We start from the raw sequence: 25,159 nt of genomic DNA on the forward strand, positions 1-25,159 counted from the left end.
TTTTTTATTGTCTTTAATTTTTGATATAAGGCTGTAGCCCTGTCCCCTCATCTTTTACTATTTTCATCAGCTTTTGGCTGAACCTATAACTTTCTTCCAATAATCCCAAGTCATGCGCACGTGCTTTATTCTGTGTAAGTAATACTTTATAGTTCTGATAGCACCGCTCTAATTGCGCTGTATCTTGACTCAAAGCAATCATCATCAGCTCAAAGCGAAAATCCAAATCAATCCTGATATCTGGCGGCATATCGCCATAAGCCCAAGCCTGTAGAGATTCTAGTCTTCCTTGCCCCAAATGAAAAAAGATAAAATTGATATACGCATTTAGATTTCTAAAAAAATCCTGAATATCGGCTTCACTATCCCATCGCCCAATCAAGCTAAAACACACATCGGCGCGCCCACCCGACGTTGGACACTGATAAATATCCATAGAACGTAAACGGAAAATTAAACGCTCAGGTAACTGTTCCTGTAAATGCTGAGGAATAAAATAGTCGGTAAAATCCATTGCAAAGGATAGCATTGGACTCACTGTTAGTTTTCTTAACACCATTTTCAACTGATAAAAAACACCAGCTTGCTTTTGCGTTAACAGAAAGCAGCGATAGCCCGTATCTAAAGCCAATTCAGGACGCCCTAAGTTTCCCCAATTAGCAATAAAGTCATGCGCGATATTAAAAACATCAAGTTGTAAGTCCTTGGTATAGGCTTGATGCTCAAACCAATGGGTAATGAGTTGTTCAGCCTCTGGCATCGTTTTCGGTGCTTGAAAACGTCCATCTTCCCAAGCCAATATAGGTTGAGCATCGAGCTGCTTTATTTGTTGGACCTCTAATGGCTCTAGTAGATAAGGTTGCAGCATTTGTTCAACTGCATTTTCTGGCGATTGCAATTCGCCAATTGCCCATACATTATAATTCGGTTCATAGAAACCAACCCCAGTTTCACGTACTGCCTCATAAAATACGCGGTACACTGCATCATTCTGCGCATCTTGTGCTAAAGCTTTTAATTGAATAATGGCGCAGACATTTTGTGAGAATTCTTCTTTAATGCTCTGAATCCATTGCTGGGTTTGTTCAGGGAAAAAAGATTGATTTTGTGGGTCACAAATTTTATCCGCGAACAGTGAAAGCCATGCCCGTAGTGTTTTTCCATGACTAGGAATATGGCTATATTGTTGATGTAATTCAAATGCCACTTGATGTGAGTTATCTTCTGAGGGAACTTTACCTGTGAAAATTTCAGGCTCCCACAAATAAATCGTGTTTAATGACATATTTTTATCCAGTTATGTGTCTAATTTCTCTTTTTATTTTCATATAATGACGAATAAAAATGATTTTTAAAAGCAAATTCTTTATTTTTATAAGCAAGACCTATTGAAATTTCAATAGGTCTAATCTTCTCTTTATCACCAAAAGCAATCGTAATATTTATAAAGAGCCATATATAAAACGACTAATATTCGGACAATCCCAAAAGATATTAAGGACTGACCGATAACGAGGTTACTAACGATAAGTTGTTCGCTGAAAGCCCCGTGAGCATTAAACTATGGTTAACTGCAGGAATCGTCCACTTTTGATTCGCTCCACCCGTACAAGCATAACGGATTAAACGTGCACGATGATTTATTAAACTCCCGCCCTCCAAATCAAAACATTGATTTGTTTGCTTAATCGTCTGCAATGATAAATCCATCGACCAAACCTGAGTATTCAAATCCCGACCACATGGCATAAGATTGATGACATTGCCTGCTGTCGTTGTTAAACATTGGCCCACATATTTTTTATTGTGAATTTTGCCTAGAGCATCATAAATCCACTGTTCAGCATCATCTCCAATACAGCCGCTTGCAGCACTGATAAATGCATTTAACTTGCCATTTTCTAGTGATTCAGCTTTAAGACAATACGTTCGGTTCATCAAAGTTACAGCCGAATTCAGATTGAAGTCACTCTTCAGTCCAAGCTTTTCAACAAATAAATGAAAGGCACTCACTGCCTCCGTATTGAGATTGTTTAGTTCCACATGGTAAAGATTCATCCAACGATTTAAACGATGTAAAACTGCCTGTTGTTGAATATATCGAGACATTTCATTTTGAGCATCTGTTGAAAGATGTTCTTTAAATGGGTGATACGAATCAAAAAGTAACTTTGACTCTGGAGATAAGCTCACCACAGCTTTCCCTTTATTCTCAAGTAATGCTTGCTCAAATTGCGGAAGTTCAATTGTTCTCAGCGCTGAATATCCCACTGTCTTGCCAATTTCAACATATGGTGCCAATACAGATGTATCCGTTGTGTCTATGGCTATCGTCGATAGTAAAGTGGCTGCTTGATTGGCTCTTTTACAATATAAATTTACTTTTTGTGGGGCGTCACTTTGTGCAAGATTGATATGAAATTTATTTGCATGGCTATTTGCATTCACTCGTTGAGGCGCTAATGCAATATTTTGAGTCCCCTTAGCAAACTCAACCTTGAGCCAACAATTCGCCGTCGTATTACTCGGATCTACTTGAGGCAAATTGAACACATTACCCCAGTTGCCTTTTGCCGCCGGATAAATCAATCCAACCTGATTATCTGGATCATACCCACCCAAAATCGTATAAACAGGTACCCCAAATAATCGTGGTTTTAAATAGTTCCCATCAGCATTGTTGTACCAAACATTTGATGAGCGAGGTGTTTTAGGTTGGCTAACCTCCATCATTCGAGTGGTTGAATTCCATTTTTTATAACCCGTCGGAGAGTTCTCATCCCAAACGTAACGATCTAGTGCAGGTTGAATTTTTGAATAAGTGCTATAGCCCGTATAATGTGTATATTTGGAAATACTGCTGGATGTTCCCCCACCAGACATTGCGTCCCAACCATAAGCATATTTATTTAGAAAATTTGGAACACCATTATTACCATCACCCAGATTCGTCGTAGTCCAATTTAAATTACTACGCATTTTATTTCTAAAGGCAATATACCCCCAACCACTATCGGCGTGATGGGCTGCCCAAAACATATTATCGCCAACCGAACCCGGATAATGCCCCAACCCAAAATGATGACCAATTTCATGACTAAACTCATTTCCGATAGAGTCAATCAACGTCAACATACCATTTCCACCACTTAAACCATGTGTAACATCACCATTACTATACTTACCACGAGCATAGTGAGTCACAACGCTCTGAGTAAGTTGTGGCTGCTCTTGGCTTGCCATAGATGCACTGGTCACGCCCCAGTTCGCTAAATTAATGCCGACACCAAAGGTTGATTTAGCTGTATTCTCACGCATATCACCACTATAAACATCTCCCGTGGTCACACTTGCCGTATCATAAATTACTCCACTCGCCACCATGACCTTATTTAGTTTGAGATCATCGTATTTGGTCACGATCATACGTGCAGCCGGAATCGTCTGAAAATAATCTGTTCCAGCTTTTTCAGGCGCTAGCAGCATGTGATGCCCATTTGATTTCGGTGGATCAGTCAACAAACCCAATCGAATATTCTGTACAACCAGCTCAGCAGGCGCTGCAAAGTCAATATCTTCTGCACGGAGATCACCATTTCGCTGATTGAATGGATCAATGACTCTAATACTTAAACCTGCCCGAATCTCATCCCACTTTAAAGCAGCAGTCCATGCACGTTTTGAATAAGTCACAGGTGGACGTCCATCAGAATTGGACTGATCTGATGCAGCGATTTGCGATGGCTCAATTAAACGAATCGTTCTTAAAAGTTTATTTTGATAATATATTTCAGCGTCTAGGGCCTGAATATCCCCCATTTCTGCTAATGGAGATACCAGCAACAAAGCCTCCTTCTCACTGGTCAGCCGAGGCATATAGTCTTTTTCATTGTTATTTGGATTGACTACATGGTTTTGCGCAAACTGAACCATCGCTGCGAAACTACCATTTAGATCGTTTCGTAAAGTTCGAGTTTGGCCTAATTTGTCATAGTCATAAAAGCCCAAAGTGGACTCATCAATCATATCCCGAGTCGATTCTGGATATTTATCCAATACAGAAGGAAGCGTATTTTTATCATCCCCACCTGCACTTTTTGTTTCCCCACTCCCGCCACCACAAGCCAACAACATAACTGGAAGCAGACAAGCTGTTAAATACTTAAGTCGCAATTGCATCACATTCCCCAAATTAAAATACAATGAATTATCGTTAGTGATAAATTTTGTGAAATTGTTAATTTAATAAAATCATATATTTATATATAATATCAGCTCAATTTTATCGCTGTAAATTAATTTTTAAATTTAAAAGAGATAAAAACTTCTATGCGAAATTTATCAAAATACGAATGATGCCTTATCGGCAAATATAGATTTTATTTATTTTGAAAATGCTCAATAATCAGCTCTTCTTGCTTACCTCGCCAAATCCATTTCAATTTGCTGCTCGCAAAGTTTTCACCCTCGAACCACACAAATAAGCCCTCCATCATCTCAGGCCAGTCGGTTTGTTCAATTTGATTTTTACCTGAAATGACAGCAATGATAGCTGCAAGAATGGTGTCATGGCTGACTGCCAAGCTTAGACCATTATGATGGGTTGGATGTGTGTGATATAGCAACTCCAGTACATCAAATACGCCTGTTATCGGGTGCTTCATTCCCGGCAAGGCATTATTGACAAAACTATTAATGAACCCCAATGCGCCTTGTTTACGAAAATATGGCGCGGCTTGCTGGATATCCAAAACAAAACTTCCTGGTTCTACCAACAATCGCTGTTCTACAATCTCAATAGTATGCGTATTGATTGCTTTATGCACCCCATCTGCACCTTCAATCATTAAAGCTGCGGTATCTACACAACGCTGGATCGGGCTGGAAATACAATGTTGGATGGAGCGATCTGTATTTTGAATTAAATACTCGCCCCATGCATAAGCTAAATCACGCCCAGATTCAGTCAATTGCAGATCGTACCCTGCCAAACCCTGCCCACTCAGTAACTCACGCAAAGAATGGCGAGTAAATAAAGTTACTGGTGTTGAAGCATTCGGGAGTAAATCAATTGCTTCAAACATACTTTTCGGCAATAAATGCAGGGCCATATTTAACATCAAAAAGTGAAATCTATTCCACTATAGCATGAGCTAAATAACTCTCAATCTAAAATGCCCGAATGACTCAAAGCATCATAAGCAATCGTTTTGCAATCCTGATCCCTAAATGCGATAAAACCGCCATTCAATACCGTTTCACGCTGATTATATAAAAATGGCTTTCCAGCCAAGGTCATTAATCCACCACCAATACTTTCCAAGAAGGCTTGCCCCGAACTGGTATCCCATTCAGAAGTTGGATGAAAGCGCGGATAAATATCAATTTCACCCTCTAGCATCATACAAAACTTATATGCACTTCCCGCTTCACGACGAATCACTTCATGCTGCTGTAAAATCGGTTCAATAAAGTTTTTATATTTGGGGTTTTTACTATTATGACTCAGCCCCACCTGAATCGGTGCTGCATCATCATGTGCCTCAATTTTGTATTGAGACCATTCTTGGCGGCTAAAACTGTATTTATATGGAAGTTGTGAATGATAACCAATGTACATCACTTGCTCACATGGCACTGCGATGATCGCAAATGTGGTCTGATGATTTTCAATCAAACTGAGATTGATGGTGAATTCATCACGTTCATGAATAAACTCTTTGGTACCATCTAATGGATCAAGCATCCAACAACGTGGCCATGCTTGTCGTGCTGAATAATCACTTTCTTCTGATAAAACAGGTAAATCAGGGGTAATTTCAGCTAAACGCTTCAATATAAAGTGATTTACTTTCAAATCTGCCTGTGTCACAGGAGAATCATCACTTTTTTCCTGAATATTAAACTCACCACCCGCACAATAATTTTGATATTCTTCCAGTAATATTTGACTGGCCTGCGCCATGATGGGAACAAGTTGCAAGATGATGTGATCTTGTGGGGCAAGCGTTTTAATAAACATAGATCAACCTTATGTCATATTCAGATTTACAGCGGCCAATTATCATGTTTGATATGGATGGCACATTACTTGATTTAGCTTTTGATGATTTTATTTGGAATCATTGTTTGCCTGAGCGTCATGCACAAGTCCATCAATGTAGTCTTGAGCAAAGCCAACAGACACTATTTCAATTTTACCACCAACATAAGCATACACTATCTTGGTATTCTTCGGCGTATTGGACGGCTAAAGTCGGTGTTGATGTACTACAACTACAATATGAACATCGAGATAAAATCCAAGCACGTATTGGCTGCCATCAACTGCTCGAACAACTAACTGCACAAGGTTATCGTTGCTGGTTATTGACCAATGCTGATCGGGCTGGATTACAGCTTAAACTTGAAAATGTTGAACTTAGCCCTTACTTTGAGCTAATGATCAGTAGTGAGGAGTTAGGCTACGCCAAAGAAGATGTCGAATTTTGGCAAAAGCTTCAACAACTTCACCCTTTTGATCCTGCTCGTGCGGTGTTTATTGATGATACCGTTGCAGTGCTTAAAGGTGCAGAAGATTTTGGTATTACGCAGCTATTTAGTATCTTACAGCCCTCTAGCAATAAAGCTGTAAGAATCGCAACTGAGCTTCCTTACCCTGCACTTGACCATTTAACTGAACTCTTTGATTATCTTGAAAACTCACAGGTAATAGATGCCAAAACAGCATGAACCAGCAAGCATGGAAGCCATGCGGATTGACAAATGGCTTTGGGCGGCACGTTTTTTTAAAACTCGCTCAATCGCTAAAGCTGCCATAGAAGGTGGGAAAGTACATCACAACAATGAACGCGTCAAAGTATCAAGAGATGTGCGTGTTGGAATGCAACTCACCATTCAACAAGGTTTTGAGAAAAAAACGGTACTGGTAAAAGCCCTTTCTGCCGTACGCGGTGGTGCACCAATGGCGCAGCAACTTTATGAAGAAACCACTGAAAGTATCGAAAAACGAGAGTTGCAAGCCTCACAGCGAAAATTGCATAATCTAGCCCGACCAGATCATCGACCGAGCAAAAAAGATCGTCGAGATATCAATCGATTTAAACAGGAAAATACACAATCATGGACCTTCCCTGAGGAGTAAAATTTCCGAATTATAGGTGCGTCATCTTGTGTCGCAAAGACACAGATACGATGTAGAATAAACCACTAGAATCTGCCACTATACTCAAGTCCCAACAAGTTGAGATTCAATACATCCACTTGGGTTAGTCGTTAAGAAGATAAAGTTTTGAGGTTTTGAGATGGATGATAATAAAAGCAAAGCGCTACAAGCTGCATTGAGCCAAATTGAGAAACAGTTTGGCAAAAATACAGTCATGCGCTTAGGCGATAATACGGTACTAGCAGTTGAAGCTGTTTCTACAGGTTCTCTAACGCTAGATATCGCATTAGGGATTGGCGGGTTACCTAAAGGCCGTATCATCGAAATTTACGGTCCAGAATCATCAGGTAAAACCACCATGACATTGCAAGCCATTGCACAATGTCAAAAAACTGGCGGTACATGTGCCTTTATCGATGCTGAGCATGCATTAGATCCTGAATATGCGCGCAAGCTAGGCGTAGATATTGATAACCTACTGGTTTCTCAACCAGACAATGGCGAACAAGCCTTAGAAATCGCAGACATGCTTGTTCGCTCGGGTGCGATTGACATGATCGTTGTCGACTCGGTTGCTGCCCTTACTCCAAAAGCAGAAATTGAAGGTGAAATGGGCGACTCTCACATGGGCTTACAAGCGCGTTTGATGAGTCAGGCTTTACGTAAAATCACAGGTAATGCAAAACGCTCGAACTGCATGGTGATCTTCATTAACCAAATTCGTATGAAAATTGGTGTAATGTTTGGTAGCCCTGAAACCACAACAGGTGGTAATGCGCTTAAATTCTATGCGTCTATTCGCTTAGACATTCGTCGTATCGGTGCAGTCAAAGAAGGCGATGAAATTACGGGTAATGAAACAAGAGTTAAAGTTGTTAAAAACAAAATGGCGCCGCCTTTTAGAGAAGCTGTTTTCCAGATCATGTATGGTAAAGGCACCAACCAATTGGGTGAACTCGTTGATCTAGCGGTTCAACAAGAAATTGTCCAAAAAGCAGGTGCATGGTATTCATACAAAGGCAACAAGATCGGCCAAGGTAAAAACAACGTGATTCGTCATTTTGAAGAGAATCCGCTTATTGCTCAAGAGATCGAGAAGCTTATTCGCGAACTGCTTTTAACCAAAAATAAAGAAGCAGTGCAAACTGAAGATGAAAAAGAACCAGATTTGTTAGAAAGCTAAGCCAAAACGCCCTTCGGGGCGTTTTTATTTCAGAGGAAAGAATGTTTAACAGCCATAAGTCAGAGAAGCCTAAAACACTCACAGGACAAAGACTCCGCTCCTATGCTTTTGCTCTATTGACTCGCCGTGATTATTCACAGGCTGAGCTGATTGAGCGTCTCAACCGATATGCAGCTAACCCAGAAGAAGTGAATGTTTTAGTTGCAGAATTAGCGCAGCAAAACTATCAGAGTGATCAACGTGTAGCCGAACTCACTCTTGCAAGCCAAATTCGAAAAGGAAAAGGTTTACAGCGCATTAAACAGGCGCTAAAAAGCAAACAACTCGATGCTGAACTGATTACAGATGAATTAAATGAAGTTAATTGGCTTGAGCAAGCGTATCAACTAAAGATCAAAAAATTTGGACAAGAAATTACCAAGGATCCAAAAATCAAGGCAAAGCAGATTCGTTTTTTACAGTATCGAGGTTTTGATATGGATGTGATTCTAAAAGCGATTGCTCGAACGAGCGAAGAAGAATAATTAGATATAAAATGGTGGCAACCCCACCAGCATGACTTCGGCACATCATAATTCTACTACCGTTGCTACCTTCCGGTCCTGGCGGGGTTCGTAGAGTACAATTGCGAAGCTACCAGCAGGGCTACCATTGCAAGACAAAGTATAGAGATTTTTATGTCAGTTGCAAGACTTGTCTCTGTTTTTCAGTGAGTTTTTAGTTCAACCGTCTAATTCCTCATCAATTATGATCTTGTTAACCAACCATTTTTAAAAGATGTACAAACATTGAACAACAATAAGCCGATTCCTAGCAAAAGTGCTTGAAGATTGTAAATGCTTATTGCATTTAAACGAGTTGCTGTTTTAATGACTTAATTAGAACCTATATTCGCTGTGTTACATGTAAAGAATGAAGACTTGTTCGCTCACAGCTTTATTTTTCAACTTAATGGATAAATTTTCATGCTAAAGAAGCATTCTGTACTTTTTGTTGCCTTACTCAGCAGTGCACATTTATATGCCAATGTCCCAATTGAATCTCGAGCATTAAGCCAACAGTCTGCCAATACTGGCAATACCGCAAACGTAGGTTCAAACTTAAACTGGGATCTCATCCAGAAGAATCAAAGACTCGAAGAAGAAGTTCGTAAGTTACGCGGTCAACTCGAAGAGCATGACAATGCCATTGAGCAACTAAAAAAAGAACTCGCAAATCGCTATACTGATTTAGATCAGCGTTTAGAACTACTATCTCAGAAGATTGATCCTCCTGAGGAACATGCAGACGAAGCGATAGATGCTTCACAACCCGCTTCAAATACCGTTACTGCAAGTACACCAGTTGAAGCACAGCCTCAACCAAGTACAGCAGCAGCCAATATCAATGCAAACAATCAACTAGAGTTAGAAAAAGCCGCGTATACAGTTGCACTGGATGCATACAAACAAGGTGGCGCGAAACAAGCCATTCAACCGATGCAAAATTTCATTAAAAACCATCCAAACGGAATTTATATTGGGAATGCATATTTTTGGCTGGCAGAGTTTTATCTCGCGATTACTCCAGCCAACTATACTGCCGCCAAACAAAACTATAATACCGTCGTAAATAATTATCCAAACTCTGCTAGAGCGTCTCGCGCACTATATCAACTGTATAGCATCGCAAATGAAGTAGATAAAAATACAGCGCAAGCCAATCAATACAAAACCAAGTTGTTGGCTCAATACCCGCAATCAGAAGAAGCTAAATTTATCCAAAAGAAATAATTTTCATCACTGCATAAAAAAAGCCAGTTTTCTTAAAACTGGCTTTTTTACTTCAATCAAACTTATTTGATTTCCGCTTGCGATTTTAAATACTCAGTATAGTCATCCAAAATTTGTTGTCCGCGGAACTGCTGATAAAGCTGTTTCAACTCTTTCAACTCTTCTGCTGGCAAACCACTTGCTATACTGCTATCAACTTTTGAAACCGCGACAATCACCAACTCGTTTGGTAGCTTCGTCGCCGTTGCAGACCACATCCCGTCTTTACTTGGTGCTGCAAGACTAAATGCAGCACGCTCAATCGCACGTTTCAAGCCTTGAGAGCGTGCAAATGTACCTGCATTTTCAAAAGTCACTTGTGATTTTGCAATCACTTTGGCAGCTGGTTGAGTCTTGAAGTCAGCTAAGGTTGTCGCAACTTTTGCTTGGGCTGCTTTATAAGCCTTCTCTTCAATCACTTTCGCCTTCACTTCTGCTGTTACCTGCGTCAAAGGTTTCGTACCTGCTGAATGATAATCACGAACTTTGATCCAAATACTATCTCCATTCGCCAATTGGATACTAGATGATGCATTTCGATCACCATTTTTCACATCATCACTAAACAGTTTTGCTTTAACACTTAAATCACTTAACACTGGATCTTGTGTTGCTAAAGTCACTGTTTTAGCAGATTGAATACGCGCACCCTTAACCTCTTGCGCAACCACATCTAAAGAGTCACCACCTACAACCATTTCATTTAAGTTATTGACCGTGTCACTAAACAAATTAGCGACCTTAGTTTTTTCAACTTCTGCGGTTAAACGTGCTTTTTCAGATTCAAACGATGGAATGTTTGCTTCGGGTGCATTTGTCTCAATAATATGGTAGCCATACTGCGTTTTTACAGGTTTAGAAATTTGTCCATTTTTCAAGCCATTTACAGCACTGTCAAAATCAGCTGAGAAAGCACCAGGTGCATAAGCTTCAACCAAACCACCTTGCCCTTTTGAGCTAGGATCATCAGAGAATTGTGCCGCAGCTTGTGCAAATGTCATCCCTGCTTGGATTTTGGCATAAACATCATTCGCAAGCTTTTGAGCAGCAGCATCACCGCGCTCATCAGCAGTAATCAAGATATGTTTAACTTCACGCTTTACATCTTTTTGTTGTTTTTCAACAAATGCTGCATAAGCTTGTTTTAAATCTGCCTCTGTTACTGCTAGATTTGCTTGAGGAAGCAACGCTGGACTTAGAACCACATAATCCACATCAACACTTGCAACTTGCTTAAATTCATTTTTATGCTTGTTGTAGTAATCAGTGATTTCTTGGTTTGTGGCTGTTAACCCTTTCTTGTAATCATCTAATTTGATACTTGCTAAATGCAATGTGCGCTGTTCTGTTTGCAGATTTGCTAATTGCTGCAAATCAGACTGACTGACCAATGCATACTCCATCAGCGTTGATGAAACCATCTTCAAAGCATGATCTTGGCGCAGACTCGCGATCAAGCCCTGATTGGTCATGCCAGCAGAGCGTAAATAGTTTTCATATAATTGTTGAGAAAATTTTCCATTTTCCTGAAAACCCGGCTGTTGAGCCAACATTTGTTCAAGCTGGACATCACTCAAAGAGATCCCTAACTTATCTGCTTGTTGCGACAACAAACTACGTGCAACAAGTGCATCTAATGCTTTTTCGTGAATAACAGGAAGATTCAACAGTGACTCATCGCCCTGAACCAAAGATAAATATTGATCTTTATAATTTTTGATCGCACTTTCTAATTCTTTCTTAGAAATATCCTGACCATTTACCGATTTGGCAACATCTACTCTATTGCCGCCACTAAAATATCCTTCAATACCTACAAGTGCTAAAGGGGTCAAAAACAAAACTAATAGGACTTTGCCAAGCCAACCCTTAATGACTGTACGAAATGATTCCATAAGTATTCCAATATTTTATTTCGGGGCAATTTTAACTGAAAAACCAAAGTGAATGAATGCCGAATGAGGATCAAATTAATTTTTTCATTCGATAAATAAAAAACGCACCCAAAATGGTGCGTTTATTGATTTAGAAAGATTACGCAACCGAATCTTTTAAACCCTTACCAGCTTTGAAGCTAGGTACTTTACTTGCTTTGATTTGAAGCTCTTCACCAGTTTTAGGATTACGACCAGTACGTGCAGCTCGTTCTTTTACGCTAAAAGTACCGAAACCAACTAAAGTAACCGTATCACCTTTTTTAAGTGCTTCAGTGATTGATGCGATTGTCGCGTCAAGTGCCTTACCAGCATCCGACTTAGACACTCCCCCTTTTTCAGCGATCGCATCAATTAATTCTGATTTATTCATGATAAAAAATATCCTCTTAATATCGTTTGTTAAGATCCAAGGCTATAGTTTAAAAGGCCATGCAGCCTTTATAGCAATGCTTTAGGGGAGAACGCAATACTAGAAAGACCTTTTAATTAAAATAAATACCGAAATACGACATAAACGGACGAGTTGCTCGCAATTTTTTTACTTTTTATTCAATTTAGCCTTAAGTTGATCATTTTCTTCGATTAAAGCATCGACTTTAATATGTAGTTGCACCAATAACTGTTCAATATGCTGAAGATCCTTCGGCGTCACCAATCCAATTCGATTTAAAGAGTGATTTACCCCACTATCTAAAATCTTTTCAACCTTATCTTTGGTATCCGTGACAGATTCTTTTGCTTTCTCTGTAACCTTACCAACAGTATTGTCAGCAAAATCTACTGTCTTTGACTCCAACTCTTCGCCAACTTTAACCAATGAGTCGAATAATTTATTTCCTTCTTCCTCAGCGCGAGAAAAAGCCCCTAAACCTGCTAGCCAAATTTGTTGTGTGTATTTTTTAAAATCGAGTGCCGATTTCTTGGAACTCTTTGATTTTAGCTTAGTTCCTGCCTCTGTTTCTTCACTCACATTTTCTCTACTTGCCTTATCCATGAACCATTACTCCTAAGCACTTTACAAACAACATGTCGTATTTAACCATAAAAATGTTTTTATAATATCAAAATTAGGACTTGATCGTTTTAAAAAACTGTTCTACAAAGCAATATAGTCGTGTAAATTGTTTTTAACAGTTGAGTAAGGATACTCAAGTTTACAGGCTTTGTTTTTTGGACTAACTGGTAAGGAAAAAGAGACTTATGCGTGATACGCAACAAAGACATAAACACCCACATTTGTTGCTAAACATTGTCATCATTGTTTTAGAAACTTTTTTCTCTTTCATCCTCACACATGATGCTGCACTACGCTTGCAAGCAAAAAAGTTAATTGATCAAAAGATTACGATTCGTATTAACAGCTACATTCCTTTCTTTGACTTTTATATCCAATTCACAGAAAAAGGTCTGTTGTTTGATATGAAAGCACTCGATCGAAAAGTAGATTTAGAAATTAATAGCACACTTATCGATCTGATTAAAATCTTTGTGTTTAACAATCAACGTAGTATTAACAATATGCGTATTTTAGGCGATGCAACGCTCGCTGAACAATTTACTGATTTAGTTCCTCATCTCACTTTATCGAGCATATTGGTTAACTGGAAACAATGGTTGAACACCTTTGGTGATGACGCAGATACAATTGCATCACAGCACCGTATTGCCCCATTACTCGACAAAATTGATCAACAACGTTCCGAAATCAACACATTACTTGTAGAGGTGAAGCAACATCAAAATCGTATTCTCCGTCTACAAAAACGGCAGCGTTTGATCAATATCGGCTTCGCTGTATTGAGCTTTATTTTTATTACTTTTTTTGTTTATAATGCGTGGATACAATAAATCCAAGTTAATTTACTTTTCACCTGCACAATGGCAATTAAAAAACTTGACTATTTTAGTCGGAATTCATAAAATTTAGACATCTAGTCTAACCATGTGTATCGAATCATGCGCCTTACTACTCGCGGTCGTTACGCAGTGACTGCTCTACTTGATTTAGCTTTGCAGCCAACTGAACAAACGATCACGCTTGCTGAAATAGCAAATCGTCAATCCATCTCAGTCGCTTATTTAGAACAGTTATTCGCAAAACTCAAACGACACGGCTTAGTTTCAAGCGTTCGTGGTGCAAATGGCGGATATCACCTTGCCCGAAAAGCAAGTGAAATCACAGTACTAGCAATTATTGAAGCTGTAAATGAAACTGTCGATGCGACACGTTGCGACCATAAAGGCAACTGCCAAAATGGTGCAATGTGTTTAACGCATGACTTATGGCAAGAACTCTCCCACCATATTGCCGATTATCTTGCAAAAATCACTCTTGCCGACCTAATCGCTCGTGACAACGTGCAAACCGTTGCAGTCCGCCAAAATTCAGTAAGTTTAGATTCAGCCCTTCTATCGGTTACAGGTATTTGACATGAAACGTCCAATTTATCTTGATTACGCAGCAACCACCCCCGTACTTCCTGAAGTTGCGGAACGTATGATGGAATGCTTAACCTTCGAAGGGTCTTTCGGTAACCCTGCTTCACGTTCGCATGCCTATGGTTGGCAAGCTGAAGAAAAAGCTGAATATGCACGTGAGCAAGTTGCGAATCTAATCAAAGCAGATCCACGCGAAATCGTCTGGACTTCAGGTGCAACCGAGTCAGACAACTTGGCTCTAAAAGGGATTGCCCAATTTTACGGCTCTCGAGGCAAACACATCATCACAAGTAAAATCGAACACAAAGCAGTGTTAGATCCTTGTCGTGAACTTGAAGAACAAGGTTTTGAAATCACCTATTTAGAACCAGAACCACGCACGGGTTTAATTACCCCTGAAATGGTTCAGGCTGCATTGCGCCCAGACACGATTCTTGTTTCATTAATGATGGTCAATAACGAAATTGGTACAGTAACAGACGTTGCTGCGATCGGTGAATTGACACGTGCCAACAAAACCTTTTTCCATGTTGATGCCGCTCAAGCAGCAGGTAAAGTTGAAATTGATCTTTCAACCATGAAAATCGATTTGATGAGTTTCTCAGCACACAAAATTTATGGTCCTAAAGGTATTGGCGCACTTTTCGTTCGCCGTAGTCCACGTGTTCGCCTTAAAGCACAAGTGCACGGTGGCGGTCATGAGCGCGGTATGCGTTCGGGCACTCTAGCGACACATCAAATTGTGGGTATGGGTGAAGCTTTTGAAATTGCGGGCAAAAATCTGCAAACAGAACAAACGCGTATTCGTCAGCTACGTGACAAGTTATGGAATGGCTTACAAGACCTTGAACAAGTGTTTTTAAATGGCCACCAGACTCAAAGCGTTGCAAATTATTTAAATGTCAGCTTCAACTTTGTTGAAGGTGAATCCCTAATGATGGCACTAAAAGATGCAGCAGTTTCAAGTGGTTCTGCTTGTACCTCTGCAACACTAGAACCATCATACGTTTTACGTGCTTTAGGTTTATCTGATGAGTTAGCACACAGTTCTATCCGTTTTAGTTTTGGTAAGTACACAACTGAAGCAGATATCGACCACGTGTTAACAATTACCAAAGCTGCTGTTGAGAAATTGCGTGAACTTTCTCCGCTTTGGGATATGTATAAAGAAGGTATTGACCTTTCAACAGTTGAGTGGGCTGAACACTAATTCATTGAACATACAATTGAAAAACGTGTTTTAGCCCTCATATTAATATTAGGCTGACCCCGAGGTTTGGAGAAGCAACATGGCTTATAGTGAAAAGGTAATTGATCATTACGAAAATCCTCGTAATGTTGGTGTTTTAGATAAAAATGCTGAAAATGTAGGTACAGGTATGGTTGGCGCACCAGCGTGCGGCGACGTCATGCGTCTACAAATTCAAGTCGATGACAATGGTGTTATTGAAGAAGCGCGCTTTAAGACTTATGGCTGTGGTTCTGCAATTGCATCAAGCTCCCTTGTAACCGAATGGTTAAAAGGCAAGACACTAGATCAAGCTCAAGCAATCAAAAATATTGATATTGCAACTGAGTTAGCACTTCCACCAGTAAAAGTACACTGTTCTGTATTGGCTGAAGATGCGATTAAAGCTGCGATTGAAGATTATCGCGGCAAAAAAGTTAAAGCTTAATTGATGACCGATCAAACATTGGAGTTTTCATGATCCATTTAACTGAAAATGCTGCAGCTCATATCAGCAATTACCTTCAAAATCGAGGTAAAGGTGAAGGCATTCGTGTTGGTGTGAAAACTTCAGGTTGTTCTGGCTTGGCTTATGTGCTCGAATTTGTTGATGACATAGACACACATGATCAAATTTTCGAACAATCTGGTGTTAAAGTTTTTGTCGACCCTAAAAGCTTAGTTTATCTCGATGGTCTAGAAATGGACTACGTGAAAAACGGCTTAAATGAAGGCTTTGAATTTAGCAACCCAAATCAAAAAGGTGAATGTGGCTGCGGTGAATCTTTTACTGTTTAATTCCACTCTCCTTTCTTTCTTCTCGTCAAAACAGTGTGTTCCGCACTGTTTTAACGTATTTAACAATAGCGGAATTCATCTCCCATGAATCATTTTGAGCTGTTCTTATTACCCGAAGCACTCGATATAGATTTAGCAGCTTTAAAAAAACAGTTTTTAAGTTTGCAACAGCAATATCATCCAGATAAGACGAGTGATAAAGATCAAGCTTTGATCAAGTCCAGTGACATCAATCAAGCGTATAAAGTGTTATCACATGTTGATAGCCGCGCTGCATATTTGCTTGGCTTAAAAAAACAAGATCATCATCTTGATCAATCCATCAATGATTTTGAGTTCTTGCAATCTGCACTGGAAATGCGCGAACAACTCGATGAAGCAACATCAACAGATCAACTCCACACCTTAAAAATAGATATTCAACAATGGATTGATAGCTTAGTGCGCGAGTTTAAAATCGATTACGCGGAAGAAGACTGGGCTGAAGCACGCGATACCGTACGTAAGCTACGTTTCTTCCAACGCGTTATGAATGATATTGATAAAGCTGAAGATCGCATGTTCGATGCAGAAGATAGCTTCGATTTAGACGATGATTTTTAGTCCGCTTTAACCGATTATTTTCAAGGGATAACTCACGCATGGCACTTTTGCAAATTGCTGAACCTGGTCAATCTACTGCCCCGCATCAACACCGCATTGCGATTGGCATTGACTTAGGGACAACCCACTCTTTAGTGGCGACAGTGCTATCGGGAAAACCGAAAGTTCTACAAGATGAAAAAAATAGAGTGTTATTACCCTCTATCGTTCATTATGCAAAGGATATAACAACGTTTGGTTATGAAGCCAAACCCTTTATGATGACCGATCCCAAAAACACTATCGTTTCAGTTAAACGATTTATGGGCCGTTCACAGTCCGATATTAAGTTCCAGCATCCCTACACACTTGTTGGTGCTGAAAATGAAATGCCAGCTTTTGAAACGCCAGCGGGTCGCAAAACTCCCGTTGAGATTTCTGCTGAGATTTTAAAAAATCTCAAAGAACGCGCAGAAGCAAGCCTAAATAATCCAGTCAATGGTGCAGTCATTACTGTTCCTGCTTATTTCGATGAGGCACAACGTCAAGCAACACGTGATGCAGCCCAACTTGCTGGCTTAAATGTATTACGCTTGTTGAATGAGCCAACTGCTGCTGCAGTTGCTTACGGTCTTGATCAAGAAACCAATCTGAGTACAGATCGTAACTACGTCATTTATGATTTAGGCGGTGGTACATTTGACGTATCTATTTTGCGTTTTTCGCAGGGTGTATTTGAAGTATTGGCAACTGGTGGACACACTGCACTTGGCGGTGATGACCTAGACCGTCTCATCGTGAAATGGGCCAAGAAACAGCTCAACATTGAGACACTCAATGATGAAGAATATGCCGTTTTCATTGTTGCTGCTCGCCAAGCAAAAGAATATTTAACAGAGCACGAATCTACTGAATTAAAACTATTAGATGACCGCCTGACGCTAGACCGTACAACTTTTGAATCGATCATTCAAGTTGCACTCGATAAAACCATAAGCGTATGTAAGCGCGTTTTACGTGATGCAAAACTTAAATTAGACGATATTGAAAATGTAGTCTTAGTTGGTGGTTCAACACGCTCTTATGCTGTTAAAAAAGCAGTTGCAGAATTGTTTGAACGTGAACCATTGTGCACAATTAACCCTGATGAAGTTGTTGCAATTGGTGCGTCGATTACCGCCAATCAACTGATTGGAAATAGTCAGGACGGCTCGCTACTTCTCGATGTAACACCACTTTCGCTTGGCTTAGAGACTATGGGCGGCTTAGTTGAACGCTTAATCTCACGTAATACCGCTATTCCTGTTGCGCGTCGCCAAGAGTTCACGACTTACCAAGATGGTCAAACAGCAATGTTGATTCATGTGGTTCAAGGTGAGCGTGATTTGGTAGAACACTGCCGTTCATTAGGACGTTTTGTTTTACATGGCATTCCACCGATGACTGCTGGACAAGCTCGCATTGAGGTGACTTTCCAAGTCGATGCAGATGGACTTCTCACTGTATCAGCAAAAGAAACGACTTCTGGCGTTCAAGCTAAAATTGACATCAAACCGTCTTATGGTTTGTCATCAACAGATACTGAACGTTTACTTATAGAGGGTTTCCAACATGCTGAGGAAGATAAACAGCTTCGTCATTTGCAAGAAACCAAAGTCGAAGCTCAGCGTGAGCTAGAAGCTTTAGAACAAGCTTTAAAAGCAGATACGGATTTATTAACGCAGCAACAAGCACGTGATCTGATCCTAGCTGCCGAAGCATTGAAAGTTCGCCTTGAAACCAATGAACTCGAAGCGATAGAAAATGCTGTTCAACAACTTAAGATTCATAGTGATGCATTTGCTGCACTTCGTATGAACCGACATATTGACCATGCCTTAAAGGGTACAAAACTTGAAGATTGGTCAAACTCAAACTAACGGTATAGGTGATCAATATGCCACGTATTAAAGTGCTCCCTCACGCTCTAATCTGCCCTGAAGGTGCTGAATTTGAAGTCGAACACAATGCCAATTTATGCCAGAGCTTACTCAAGCAAGGCATAAAAATTGAGCATGCTTGTGATATGTCTGCGGCATGTACGACCTGCCATGTGGTAGTTCGTAAAGGTTTTGATAGCCTTGAAGAAATGGATGATGTAGAAGCCGATTTGCTCGATCGCGCATGGGGTCTTGAACCAGATTCACGCCTATCTTGCCAAGTGGTCATCGTTGATGAAGATTTAGAAATTGAGATTCCTAAATACACCATCAACCACGCTTCGGAAAACCATTAAGTTTATTGCTTAACGATTTAAAAAAACCCTCTTTTAATCAATTTAAAAGAGGGTTTTTTATTCTGTAATGAAAAATAAAATATGATCGTTCAGTGCTTATTGCTTAACTTCATCATCTAATGTGAGCTTCGGAACACCCTGCGCATTGGTAATTTTTTGATGCGTCTGAATGCGCTCAATCATGGTTTCTAAAATCTCAACCAATTCAGGATATTCATAGTTTTGGACTTCCTCTAGGTTCAAGACCAAATGGAAACCCTTATAATCATAATCGAACCATTTTTGCGTATCAGATTTCTTACCTGTGAACTTCTCCATCACTTGCCAAGTTTTAACAGGTCCTTGAATCCCTTTTAAGTAGATCGGGACTTTAGGCACACAAAGAAATTCACTTTTGATGAGTTGATGTGTGTCATCGGCAATAAGAATCTCGTCAACTTCTGCGGCAGATTGTAATCGTGATGCCAAATTCACATCGCGCCCGACGATGGTATACGCCATACGATGCGATGCGCCATAATTGCCTACGTGACAATAGCCCGTACTAATTCCCATGCGGATATGCAGCGCTGGATAGCCCATTTTCTTCCACCGCTCACGCAACAGTTTCATTTGTTGACGCATCGCAATTGCCATTTCCACACAAGATTTTGCATCTTGCTCTGTGCCCTGCGAGTTTGGATCGCCAAAGAAAATGAGAATGGCATCTCCCATAAACTTATCGACAGTTGCTTCATATTGTTTGGCGATTTCAGTCATATGACTCAAATAGTCATTGAGTAAAAAAGCCAAATCATCTGGAATAAGCGTTTCTGATAGTTCGGTAAAACCTTGTATATCAGAGAAGAAAATGGTGAGTTTTTTACGCTTGTATTCAATTTTTGCTTCAGCTTCACCGCGCATAATCGACTGCCACAGTTGTAATGGCGCGTAGCGACTTAACTGATTTGCAAAAGCAATATAGCGCGTCATTTGATTATGATAATGCTGACGTTGCTGCCCTAAGACACTCAATCGACGATGCTGGTAATAATTTCCAATGACGATAAATACCATTAAACCCAGCAAACTAACCACGGTCAGTTCTGGATTTGTCGGCTCAAAATACTGTTCAGCACCAAATATAAAAAAGGTACTAAAATAGAATGTAATGACACCGATAAGCCCGATCAGACAAGCAATCGGTAAAGAAATTCTATTGTTCAATCCAACATATAATAAGGCAAAAATAATAACAAAGGTTGGAACTAAACTTAAATGAAGTGCAGCGAGAACAATTGAGACGATGATCGCCTCATTGGCGAAATACACATTTTTTTCAGTTTTTTTATCGTATTTATATTGCAGCCATTTTTCGAGTCGAGGACAAAATAAAAAATAAATCAATAATAAAGGGAGGATATAAAGTTGATAGTTAGCACTCGATGAGGTAAATGTATAAATTACCAAAATTAGTGACAGAATCGAATATCCCATCAAACGATGAAAGTAAGCGAACTGTCTAGGTTCTTTATCAATCAACCTGTCTAGCGACACTCTATCCTCCTTTCTTATTATAGAATACTATTTTTCTTCTATTTTTAGATCAGTCCATGCGCCAATCGAATGGCATATCGCCTTGTCCACGTAGTGCAAGCATCAATGTTTGGCGCATATGCGCGAGTACATCATTGCTATAAGGGACTGCTGGATTTCCCCAAACTGGTTTAGGCCATGCAACATCGTTTTGATAACGTACAACATGATGAAAATGCAATTGAGGTACAACATTGCCTAACGCGGCAACATTCATTTTATCCGCACGGAATACACGCGAAAGTTGGCTAGATAACCAGCTTGATTCACGCAAAAACTGTTCCTGATCTGCTTGGCTGAGTTCATATAGCTCTGTAATTCCTGGTACGCGTGGCACAAGGATCAACCAAGGAAATTGCATATCATTCATTAAACGACATGTTGAAAGCGGGAAATCGCCTACAAAAAATGTATCTTGAGCAAGTTGGGGATGCAAACTAAACATATCTTTATAAATGATGCAGAATAATGATGATCAATACTACCACATCAGTTCTGATGTGAATATTCTAAGTAGGCTATTTGATTACAAATAACAATGATTTTCCTCATTTATTGCATAAGGTTTTAATCCTAGAAATGTACTTAGCCTACAAAAAAACAAACTTGCTTAATTAATCAACAAATCATGATTTGATTCTAGCTATTCATTTCATTTAATAATTTATTCAATAAATCCATAATGAATTGAATACGCTTATCATATTCAGCAAGCTGCACCATAATTTTCAGGCGTTGACCACCTTCCATCCGATAATAAGTTGGATTTTTCTGCATCAATTGGATAATGCTGACCGCTTGTACTGGGGTATCAGGTGAAAACTCAACATACCCCCCATTGCTATTGATATCAACTTTAGTAATTCCAATTTGTTCCGCGCACAAACGGACTTGGTGAACGCTAAAGAGTTGTTTAACGGGTTGTGGTGGAATGCCAAAACGATCAATTAACTCCATGCGGATATTATCTAGCTTTTCCTGTGTATCCGTATTACTAATGCGTTTATAGAAAAGTAAGCGTTGATGTACATCCCCTAAATAATCATCAGGAATGAGCGCTGGCATATGCAGATTAATCTCAGCAGTCAAGGACAACGGTGCATCAAAGTTTGGCGTTTTACCTTTCTGAATCGCTTTGGTCGCTTTTTCTAACATTTCCATATACAAGCTATATCCAATGGCGTGCATTGAACCGCTTTGCTGTTCACCGAGAAGTTCACCCGCACCGCGGATTTCCAAATCCTCTGTCGCCAGCATAAAACCAGCACCCAAAGTTGAGGCGCGCTGAATCGCATCCAGACGTTTTTCTGCATCGCCTTTTAAGTGCTTCAGTGAAGGCACAAGCAAATAAGCATAAGCCTGATGATGCGAACGACCAACACGTCCTCGTAATTGGTGTAGCTGGGCCAAACCTAACTTATCAGCGCGCTCAATAATAATCGTATTGGCATTTGGAACATCAATCCCTGTTTCAATAATGGTCGAGCAAACTAGAACGTTATATTCTTTGTGATAAAACTGCTGCATCACTTGCTCAAGTTCACGTTCTCGCATTTGTCCATGTGCGACTGCGACACGAGCTTCAGGTACTAAGGTACGAATAGTTTCTGCTGCGCGCTCAATACTTTCTACTTCATTGTGCAGAAGATAGACCTGCCCCCCACGTAACAACTCACGTAAGATTGCTTCTTTGATTGAGTCATCGGTATGTTCTTGTACGAAGGTTTTGACCGCTAGACGGCGTGCAGGAGGCGTGGCAATAATTGATAAATCCCGCATGCCCGAAAAGGCCATGTTAAGCGTACGTGGAATCGGCGTTGCCGTTAAAGTCAGCATATCAACATCGGCACGTAAGGCTTTGATTCGCTCTTTGTCTCGAACACCAAAGCGGTGTTCTTCATCCACAATCATCAAACCTAAATTATTAAATTGAATATTTTCTTGAAGAATCTTATGTGTTCCCACCACGATATCTACTTTACCATCCGCCAAATCTTCGATGATTTTTAAGTGGGTTTTGTTACTGCCAAAACGAGATAAAACCTCAATTCTGACGGCAGTATCGGCAAAGCGATCCTTAAACGATTCAAAATGCTGTTGTGCCAATAATGTGGTCGGTACAAGTACAGCAACTTGTTTGCCATTTTGAACAGCAACAAAGGCTGCTCGCATCGCAACTTCGGTTTTACCAAAACCAACATCACCACACACCAGCCGATCCATCGGTTTAGCCAGTTGCATATCATGTAATGTGGCATCAATTGCATTGGCTTGATCCAACGTTTCTTCGTAGGCAAAACCACTGGAAAATTGCATGTACGCCATTTGATCTAGCTCAAATGCAAAGCCTGGTTTAGCTTGACGCCGAGCCTGAATATGTAACAACTCAGCAGCTACATCATGAATTTGCTCTAAAGCTTTGCGTTTGGCTTTGCTCCATGTATCTGTACCAATTTTATGTAAAGGTGCAAGATCAGGATCACCACCGCTATAACGACTGATTAAATGTAAATTGGTGACGGGAACATAAATTTTTGCACTATCAGCATAATCAAGTTGTAAGAACTCATGATCCTGTCGATCAATTTCAAGTGTAATTAATCCTGCATAGCGCCCCACACCATGATCAATGTGAACTACTGGCGCGCCAATATTTAACTCAGTCAAACTACGGACTAAGAACTCTTCAGAAACTTCTTGTTGACGTTTTCGACGGCGTTGCACGACACGATGTTCATACAACTGATTTTCTGAAATAACGGTCAATTGATCCGTTAACAATAATCCACGATCTAAAGGTGCATTGGTAATCGCAACACGTAATTTCTCTTTTTGGAATTGAGCAAAACTTTCTACAGTCGTAATCTCACCCAATGCAGAACGTAATGCATCTTTTAAGGTTTCACGACGACCCGCACTTTCAGCCACCAATAAAACGGGATGATTGCTTTGATCTACATAGCGTTTGACGGCTTCAAAGGGCTGCTCTTTTTTTGGTTCAACTGCAAGTTTAGTGGGTTGCTCAGCCGCTAAGTTGAGTACGCCAGCTTTGTTCTCAAAAGCATCAGCAGACGCGATAATGCGTGGAAGTTGATTCAATGCCTGCAACACATGATTTGGCATCAAGAATAATTCTTCAGGTGGAAGAATAGGTTGATCAATATTGTGACGGCGGTCTTCGTAACGGCGTATGACTTCTTTCCAAAAATTGATTAATTCATCTTCAATTTCATTATTTGTAATGACAATGCAATTCTTTGGTAAGTACGTCGTTAGCATACTTTGTGCTTCCATTATCTTTTTATCAAAAAATAATGGTAAGTAAAACTCCAATCCTGGTGTTGCAATCCCCTCTAATACATCTTGGTAAATGGGATTTTTCTTCGGATTGGCCGTCGGAAAACTTTCCGCATAACGATCTCTAAAAGTAGAGCGCCCTTCTTTTAAAGGAAATTCTTTTGCAGGTAAAACTGTGAAGTTTTTTAAAGATTCTGTTGTTCTTTGGGTTTCAGGATCAAAGAATTTTAGGCTTTCAATTTCATCATCAAAGAGATCTATTCGAATCGGTTGTTCTTGTCCAGACGCAAAAATATCCATGATGCTGCCTCGAACAGCAAACTCGCCATGATCATATACGGTATCGACTAAACGGTAACCCGCCTGTACCAGTTGCTTCTTTTGAACCTCTAAATCTAATTTTTGTCCCACTTTTATATCAAAGTGTTCACCGACCACCCATGAATAAGGCGCAACTCGTTGTGCTAAGGTACTGGCTGATACAAGTAAAATGCCTTTTTGTGGCATGTTGGATAAAATCGCCAATCGTTCTGAAACAATATCCTGATGCGGAGACAATCGGTCATAGGGTAAAATTTCCCAGTCTGGGAAAATGATTGGTTTTATGCCATAAAATTCGAGTTCACTTTCTAACTGCGCAAGATGCTGATTATTCCTCGTTACAATCACATATAGATTCGAACTTTGGATCGCGATTTCTTTAAATAATAGTGCTGCCGATGACCCAAGTAATGAACCAATCCAGCGTTTTTCGCCAGCTTTGAGTTGTTGTAGATTTAATTGAGAAATTTCTTGCTGAAACATAGAGAAAATCGTGCAATTTATAATGACAAGTAGCTTATTTTAGCATGATGTTTTTTATGTTGATA

General features: G+C 39.9%; 23 protein-coding genes and 1 other RNA gene. 13 read left to right on the top strand and 11 right to left on the bottom strand.

The window, feature by feature from the left end; translation table 11 throughout:
• Positions 1-13 precede the first annotated feature (13 nt).
• The 4 genes from EAH57_RS09860 to EAH57_RS09875 all read right to left on the bottom strand — a co-directional run bounded on the left by EAH57_RS09860 (position 14) and on the right by EAH57_RS09875 (position 6,022).
• A complete protein-coding gene (locus EAH57_RS09860; protein WP_121929906.1) occupies positions 14-1,285 on the bottom strand; it encodes a hypothetical protein in 1,272 nt (423 codons plus the stop codon).
• A 209-nt stretch (positions 1,286-1,494) separates the two neighbouring features.
• Positions 1,495-4,179: a M66 family metalloprotease gene (locus EAH57_RS09865; RefSeq protein ID WP_121929907.1), complete on the bottom strand. Its 2,685-nt coding sequence runs from the start codon at positions 4,177-4,179 to the stop codon at positions 1,495-1,497.
• A 200-nt stretch (positions 4,180-4,379) separates the two neighbouring features.
• Positions 4,380-5,111 carry a histidine phosphatase family protein gene (locus tag EAH57_RS09870; protein WP_121929908.1) on the bottom strand — a complete coding sequence of 244 codons (732 nt, stop codon included), beginning with the start codon at positions 5,109-5,111 and terminating at the stop codon, positions 4,380-4,382.
• Positions 5,112-5,164: 53 nt separating this feature from the next.
• Positions 5,165-6,022: a 3'(2'),5'-bisphosphate nucleotidase CysQ family protein gene (locus EAH57_RS09875; RefSeq protein WP_121929909.1), complete on the bottom strand. Its 858-nt coding sequence runs from the start codon at positions 6,020-6,022 to the stop codon at positions 5,165-5,167.
• Positions 6,023-6,033: 11 nt separating this feature from the next.
• Between EAH57_RS09875 and EAH57_RS09880 the strand changes: the two genes are divergently transcribed.
• The 4 genes from EAH57_RS09880 (at position 6,034) to EAH57_RS09895 (ending at position 8,872) form a co-directional block, all read left to right on the top strand.
• On the top strand, positions 6,034-6,732 hold the full coding sequence (locus EAH57_RS09880) for an HAD-IA family hydrolase (protein WP_121929910.1): 699 nt from the start codon (positions 6,034-6,036) through the stop codon (positions 6,730-6,732).
• A complete protein-coding gene (locus tag EAH57_RS09885) occupies positions 6,716-7,144 on the top strand; it encodes an RNA-binding S4 domain-containing protein (RefSeq protein ID WP_121929911.1) in 429 nt (142 codons plus the stop codon). Before EAH57_RS09880 ends, EAH57_RS09885 begins: the two co-directional genes overlap by 17 nt.
• A 160-nt stretch (positions 7,145-7,304) precedes the next feature.
• On the top strand, positions 7,305-8,348 hold the full coding sequence (recA, locus tag EAH57_RS09890) for a recombinase RecA (protein WP_121929912.1): 1,044 nt from the start codon (positions 7,305-7,307) through the stop codon (positions 8,346-8,348).
• Positions 8,349-8,389: 41 nt separating this feature from the next.
• A complete protein-coding gene (locus EAH57_RS09895; RefSeq protein ID WP_121929913.1) occupies positions 8,390-8,872 on the top strand; it encodes a regulatory protein RecX in 483 nt (160 codons plus the stop codon).
• 21 nt (positions 8,873-8,893) lie between these two features.
• On the opposite strand, the gene ffs is transcribed toward EAH57_RS09895, so the two are convergent.
• Positions 8,894-8,990, bottom strand: an RNA gene (gene ffs / locus EAH57_RS09900) — signal recognition particle sRNA small type.
• A gap of 323 nt (positions 8,991-9,313) precedes the next feature.
• On the opposite strand from ffs, the gene EAH57_RS09905 reads away from it, so the two are divergent.
• On the top strand, positions 9,314-10,120 hold the full coding sequence (locus EAH57_RS09905; RefSeq protein WP_121929914.1) for a YbgF trimerization domain-containing protein: 807 nt from the start codon (positions 9,314-9,316) through the stop codon (positions 10,118-10,120).
• A 62-nt stretch (positions 10,121-10,182) separates the two neighbouring features.
• Here the strand turns inward: EAH57_RS09905 and EAH57_RS09910 are convergent, their stop codons facing one another.
• From EAH57_RS09910 to EAH57_RS09920, 3 genes are all read right to left on the bottom strand, one after another.
• Complete coding sequence (locus EAH57_RS09910) at positions 10,183-12,054, bottom strand: SurA N-terminal domain-containing protein (protein ID WP_121929915.1); 1,872 nt, start codon at positions 12,052-12,054, stop codon at positions 10,183-10,185.
• A 139-nt stretch (positions 12,055-12,193) separates the two neighbouring features.
• Positions 12,194-12,466, bottom strand: a complete 273-nt coding sequence (locus EAH57_RS09915; RefSeq protein ID WP_004639426.1) for an HU family DNA-binding protein — start codon at positions 12,464-12,466, stop codon at positions 12,194-12,196.
• A 168-nt stretch (positions 12,467-12,634) separates the two neighbouring features.
• The gene (locus EAH57_RS09920) at positions 12,635-13,090 is read right to left on the bottom strand and encodes a phasin family protein (RefSeq protein WP_004671587.1); all 456 of its coding nucleotides are present in this window, start codon (positions 13,088-13,090) and stop codon (positions 12,635-12,637) included.
• Between the two features lie 206 nt (positions 13,091-13,296).
• Here EAH57_RS09920 and EAH57_RS09925 point away from each other — a divergent pair, with 206 nt between their 5' ends.
• The 8 genes from EAH57_RS09925 to fdx all read left to right on the top strand — a co-directional run bounded on the left by EAH57_RS09925 (position 13,297) and on the right by fdx (position 19,418).
• Complete coding sequence (locus EAH57_RS09925; protein WP_121929916.1) at positions 13,297-13,944, top strand: hypothetical protein; 648 nt, start codon at positions 13,297-13,299, stop codon at positions 13,942-13,944.
• 108 nt (positions 13,945-14,052) lie between these two features.
• Positions 14,053-14,526 (top strand): Rrf2 family transcriptional regulator, encoded by a 474-nt coding sequence (locus EAH57_RS09930; RefSeq protein ID WP_004671589.1) that lies wholly within the window; start codon positions 14,053-14,055, stop codon positions 14,524-14,526.
• A 1-nt stretch (position 14,527) separates the two neighbouring features.
• Positions 14,528-15,745 carry an IscS subfamily cysteine desulfurase gene (locus EAH57_RS09935; RefSeq protein WP_121929917.1) on the top strand — a complete coding sequence of 406 codons (1,218 nt, stop codon included), beginning with the start codon at positions 14,528-14,530 and terminating at the stop codon, positions 15,743-15,745.
• Positions 15,746-15,824: 79 nt separating this feature from the next.
• Positions 15,825-16,211, top strand: coding sequence for a Fe-S cluster assembly scaffold IscU (iscU, locus tag EAH57_RS09940; RefSeq protein ID WP_004671591.1), 387 nt, complete (start codon positions 15,825-15,827; stop codon positions 16,209-16,211).
• A gap of 29 nt (positions 16,212-16,240) precedes the next feature.
• The gene (gene iscA, locus EAH57_RS09945; RefSeq protein WP_004671592.1) at positions 16,241-16,561 is read left to right on the top strand and encodes an iron-sulfur cluster assembly protein IscA; all 321 of its coding nucleotides are present in this window, start codon (positions 16,241-16,243) and stop codon (positions 16,559-16,561) included.
• A gap of 84 nt (positions 16,562-16,645) precedes the next feature.
• A complete protein-coding gene (gene hscB / locus EAH57_RS09950) occupies positions 16,646-17,164 on the top strand; it encodes a Fe-S protein assembly co-chaperone HscB (protein WP_004671593.1) in 519 nt (172 codons plus the stop codon).
• Between the two features lie 38 nt (positions 17,165-17,202).
• Positions 17,203-19,062: a Fe-S protein assembly chaperone HscA gene (gene hscA, locus EAH57_RS09955; protein ID WP_121929918.1), complete on the top strand. Its 1,860-nt coding sequence runs from the start codon at positions 17,203-17,205 to the stop codon at positions 19,060-19,062.
• A gap of 17 nt (positions 19,063-19,079) precedes the next feature.
• Positions 19,080-19,418, top strand: a complete 339-nt coding sequence (gene fdx, locus EAH57_RS09960; RefSeq protein ID WP_121929919.1) for an ISC system 2Fe-2S type ferredoxin — start codon at positions 19,080-19,082, stop codon at positions 19,416-19,418.
• A 96-nt stretch (positions 19,419-19,514) separates the two neighbouring features.
• On the opposite strand, the gene EAH57_RS09965 is transcribed toward fdx, so the two are convergent.
• The 3 genes from EAH57_RS09965 to mfd all read right to left on the bottom strand — a co-directional run bounded on the left by EAH57_RS09965 (position 19,515) and on the right by mfd (position 25,094).
• Positions 19,515-20,954 (bottom strand): adenylate/guanylate cyclase domain-containing protein, encoded by a 1,440-nt coding sequence (locus EAH57_RS09965; RefSeq protein ID WP_005197351.1) that lies wholly within the window; start codon positions 20,952-20,954, stop codon positions 19,515-19,517.
• Positions 20,955-21,003: 49 nt separating this feature from the next.
• Positions 21,004-21,438 (bottom strand): HIT domain-containing protein, encoded by a 435-nt coding sequence (locus EAH57_RS09970; RefSeq protein WP_004671603.1) that lies wholly within the window; start codon positions 21,436-21,438, stop codon positions 21,004-21,006.
• Between the two features lie 194 nt (positions 21,439-21,632).
• Positions 21,633-25,094: a transcription-repair coupling factor gene (gene mfd / locus EAH57_RS09975; protein WP_121929920.1), complete on the bottom strand. Its 3,462-nt coding sequence runs from the start codon at positions 25,092-25,094 to the stop codon at positions 21,633-21,635.
• Positions 25,095-25,159 lie beyond the last annotated feature (65 nt).

The sequence above is a fragment of the Acinetobacter sp. 2JN-4 genome (genome assembly GCF_003687745.1).
In the GTDB taxonomy this organism is placed as follows: domain Bacteria; phylum Pseudomonadota; class Gammaproteobacteria; order Pseudomonadales; family Moraxellaceae; genus Acinetobacter; species Acinetobacter halotolerans.

Coding starts and splice junctions, on each gene's coding strand:
- EAH57_RS09860 (WP_121929906.1), bottom strand. CDS start 1,285: ATGTCATTAAACACGATTTATTTGTGGGAGCCTGAAATTTTCACAGGT.
- EAH57_RS09865 (WP_121929907.1), bottom strand. CDS start 4,179: ATGCAATTGCGACTTAAGTATTTAACAGCTTGTCTGCTTCCAGTTATG.
- EAH57_RS09870 (WP_121929908.1), bottom strand. CDS start 5,111: ATGGCCCTGCATTTATTGCCGAAAAGTATGTTTGAAGCAATTGATTTA.
- EAH57_RS09875 (WP_121929909.1), bottom strand. CDS start 6,022: ATGTTTATTAAAACGCTTGCCCCACAAGATCACATCATCTTGCAACTT.
- EAH57_RS09880 (WP_121929910.1), top strand. CDS start 6,034: ATGTCATATTCAGATTTACAGCGGCCAATTATCATGTTTGATATGGAT.
- EAH57_RS09885 (WP_121929911.1), top strand. CDS start 6,716: ATGCCAAAACAGCATGAACCAGCAAGCATGGAAGCCATGCGGATTGAC.
- recA (WP_121929912.1), top strand. CDS start 7,305: ATGGATGATAATAAAAGCAAAGCGCTACAAGCTGCATTGAGCCAAATT.
- EAH57_RS09895 (WP_121929913.1), top strand. CDS start 8,390: ATGTTTAACAGCCATAAGTCAGAGAAGCCTAAAACACTCACAGGACAA.
- EAH57_RS09905 (WP_121929914.1), top strand. CDS start 9,314: ATGCTAAAGAAGCATTCTGTACTTTTTGTTGCCTTACTCAGCAGTGCA.
- EAH57_RS09910 (WP_121929915.1), bottom strand. CDS start 12,054: ATGGAATCATTTCGTACAGTCATTAAGGGTTGGCTTGGCAAAGTCCTA.
- EAH57_RS09915 (WP_004639426.1), bottom strand. CDS start 12,466: ATGAATAAATCAGAATTAATTGATGCGATCGCTGAAAAAGGGGGAGTG.
- EAH57_RS09920 (WP_004671587.1), bottom strand. CDS start 13,090: ATGGATAAGGCAAGTAGAGAAAATGTGAGTGAAGAAACAGAGGCAGGA.
- EAH57_RS09925 (WP_121929916.1), top strand. CDS start 13,297: ATGCGTGATACGCAACAAAGACATAAACACCCACATTTGTTGCTAAAC.
- EAH57_RS09930 (WP_004671589.1), top strand. CDS start 14,053: ATGCGCCTTACTACTCGCGGTCGTTACGCAGTGACTGCTCTACTTGAT.
- EAH57_RS09935 (WP_121929917.1), top strand. CDS start 14,528: ATGAAACGTCCAATTTATCTTGATTACGCAGCAACCACCCCCGTACTT.
- iscU (WP_004671591.1), top strand. CDS start 15,825: ATGGCTTATAGTGAAAAGGTAATTGATCATTACGAAAATCCTCGTAAT.
- iscA (WP_004671592.1), top strand. CDS start 16,241: ATGATCCATTTAACTGAAAATGCTGCAGCTCATATCAGCAATTACCTT.
- hscB (WP_004671593.1), top strand. CDS start 16,646: ATGAATCATTTTGAGCTGTTCTTATTACCCGAAGCACTCGATATAGAT.
- hscA (WP_121929918.1), top strand. CDS start 17,203: ATGGCACTTTTGCAAATTGCTGAACCTGGTCAATCTACTGCCCCGCAT.
- fdx (WP_121929919.1), top strand. CDS start 19,080: ATGCCACGTATTAAAGTGCTCCCTCACGCTCTAATCTGCCCTGAAGGT.
- EAH57_RS09970 (WP_004671603.1), bottom strand. CDS start 21,438: ATGTTTAGTTTGCATCCCCAACTTGCTCAAGATACATTTTTTGTAGGC.
- mfd (WP_121929920.1), bottom strand. CDS start 25,094: ATGTTTCAGCAAGAAATTTCTCAATTAAATCTACAACAACTCAAAGCT.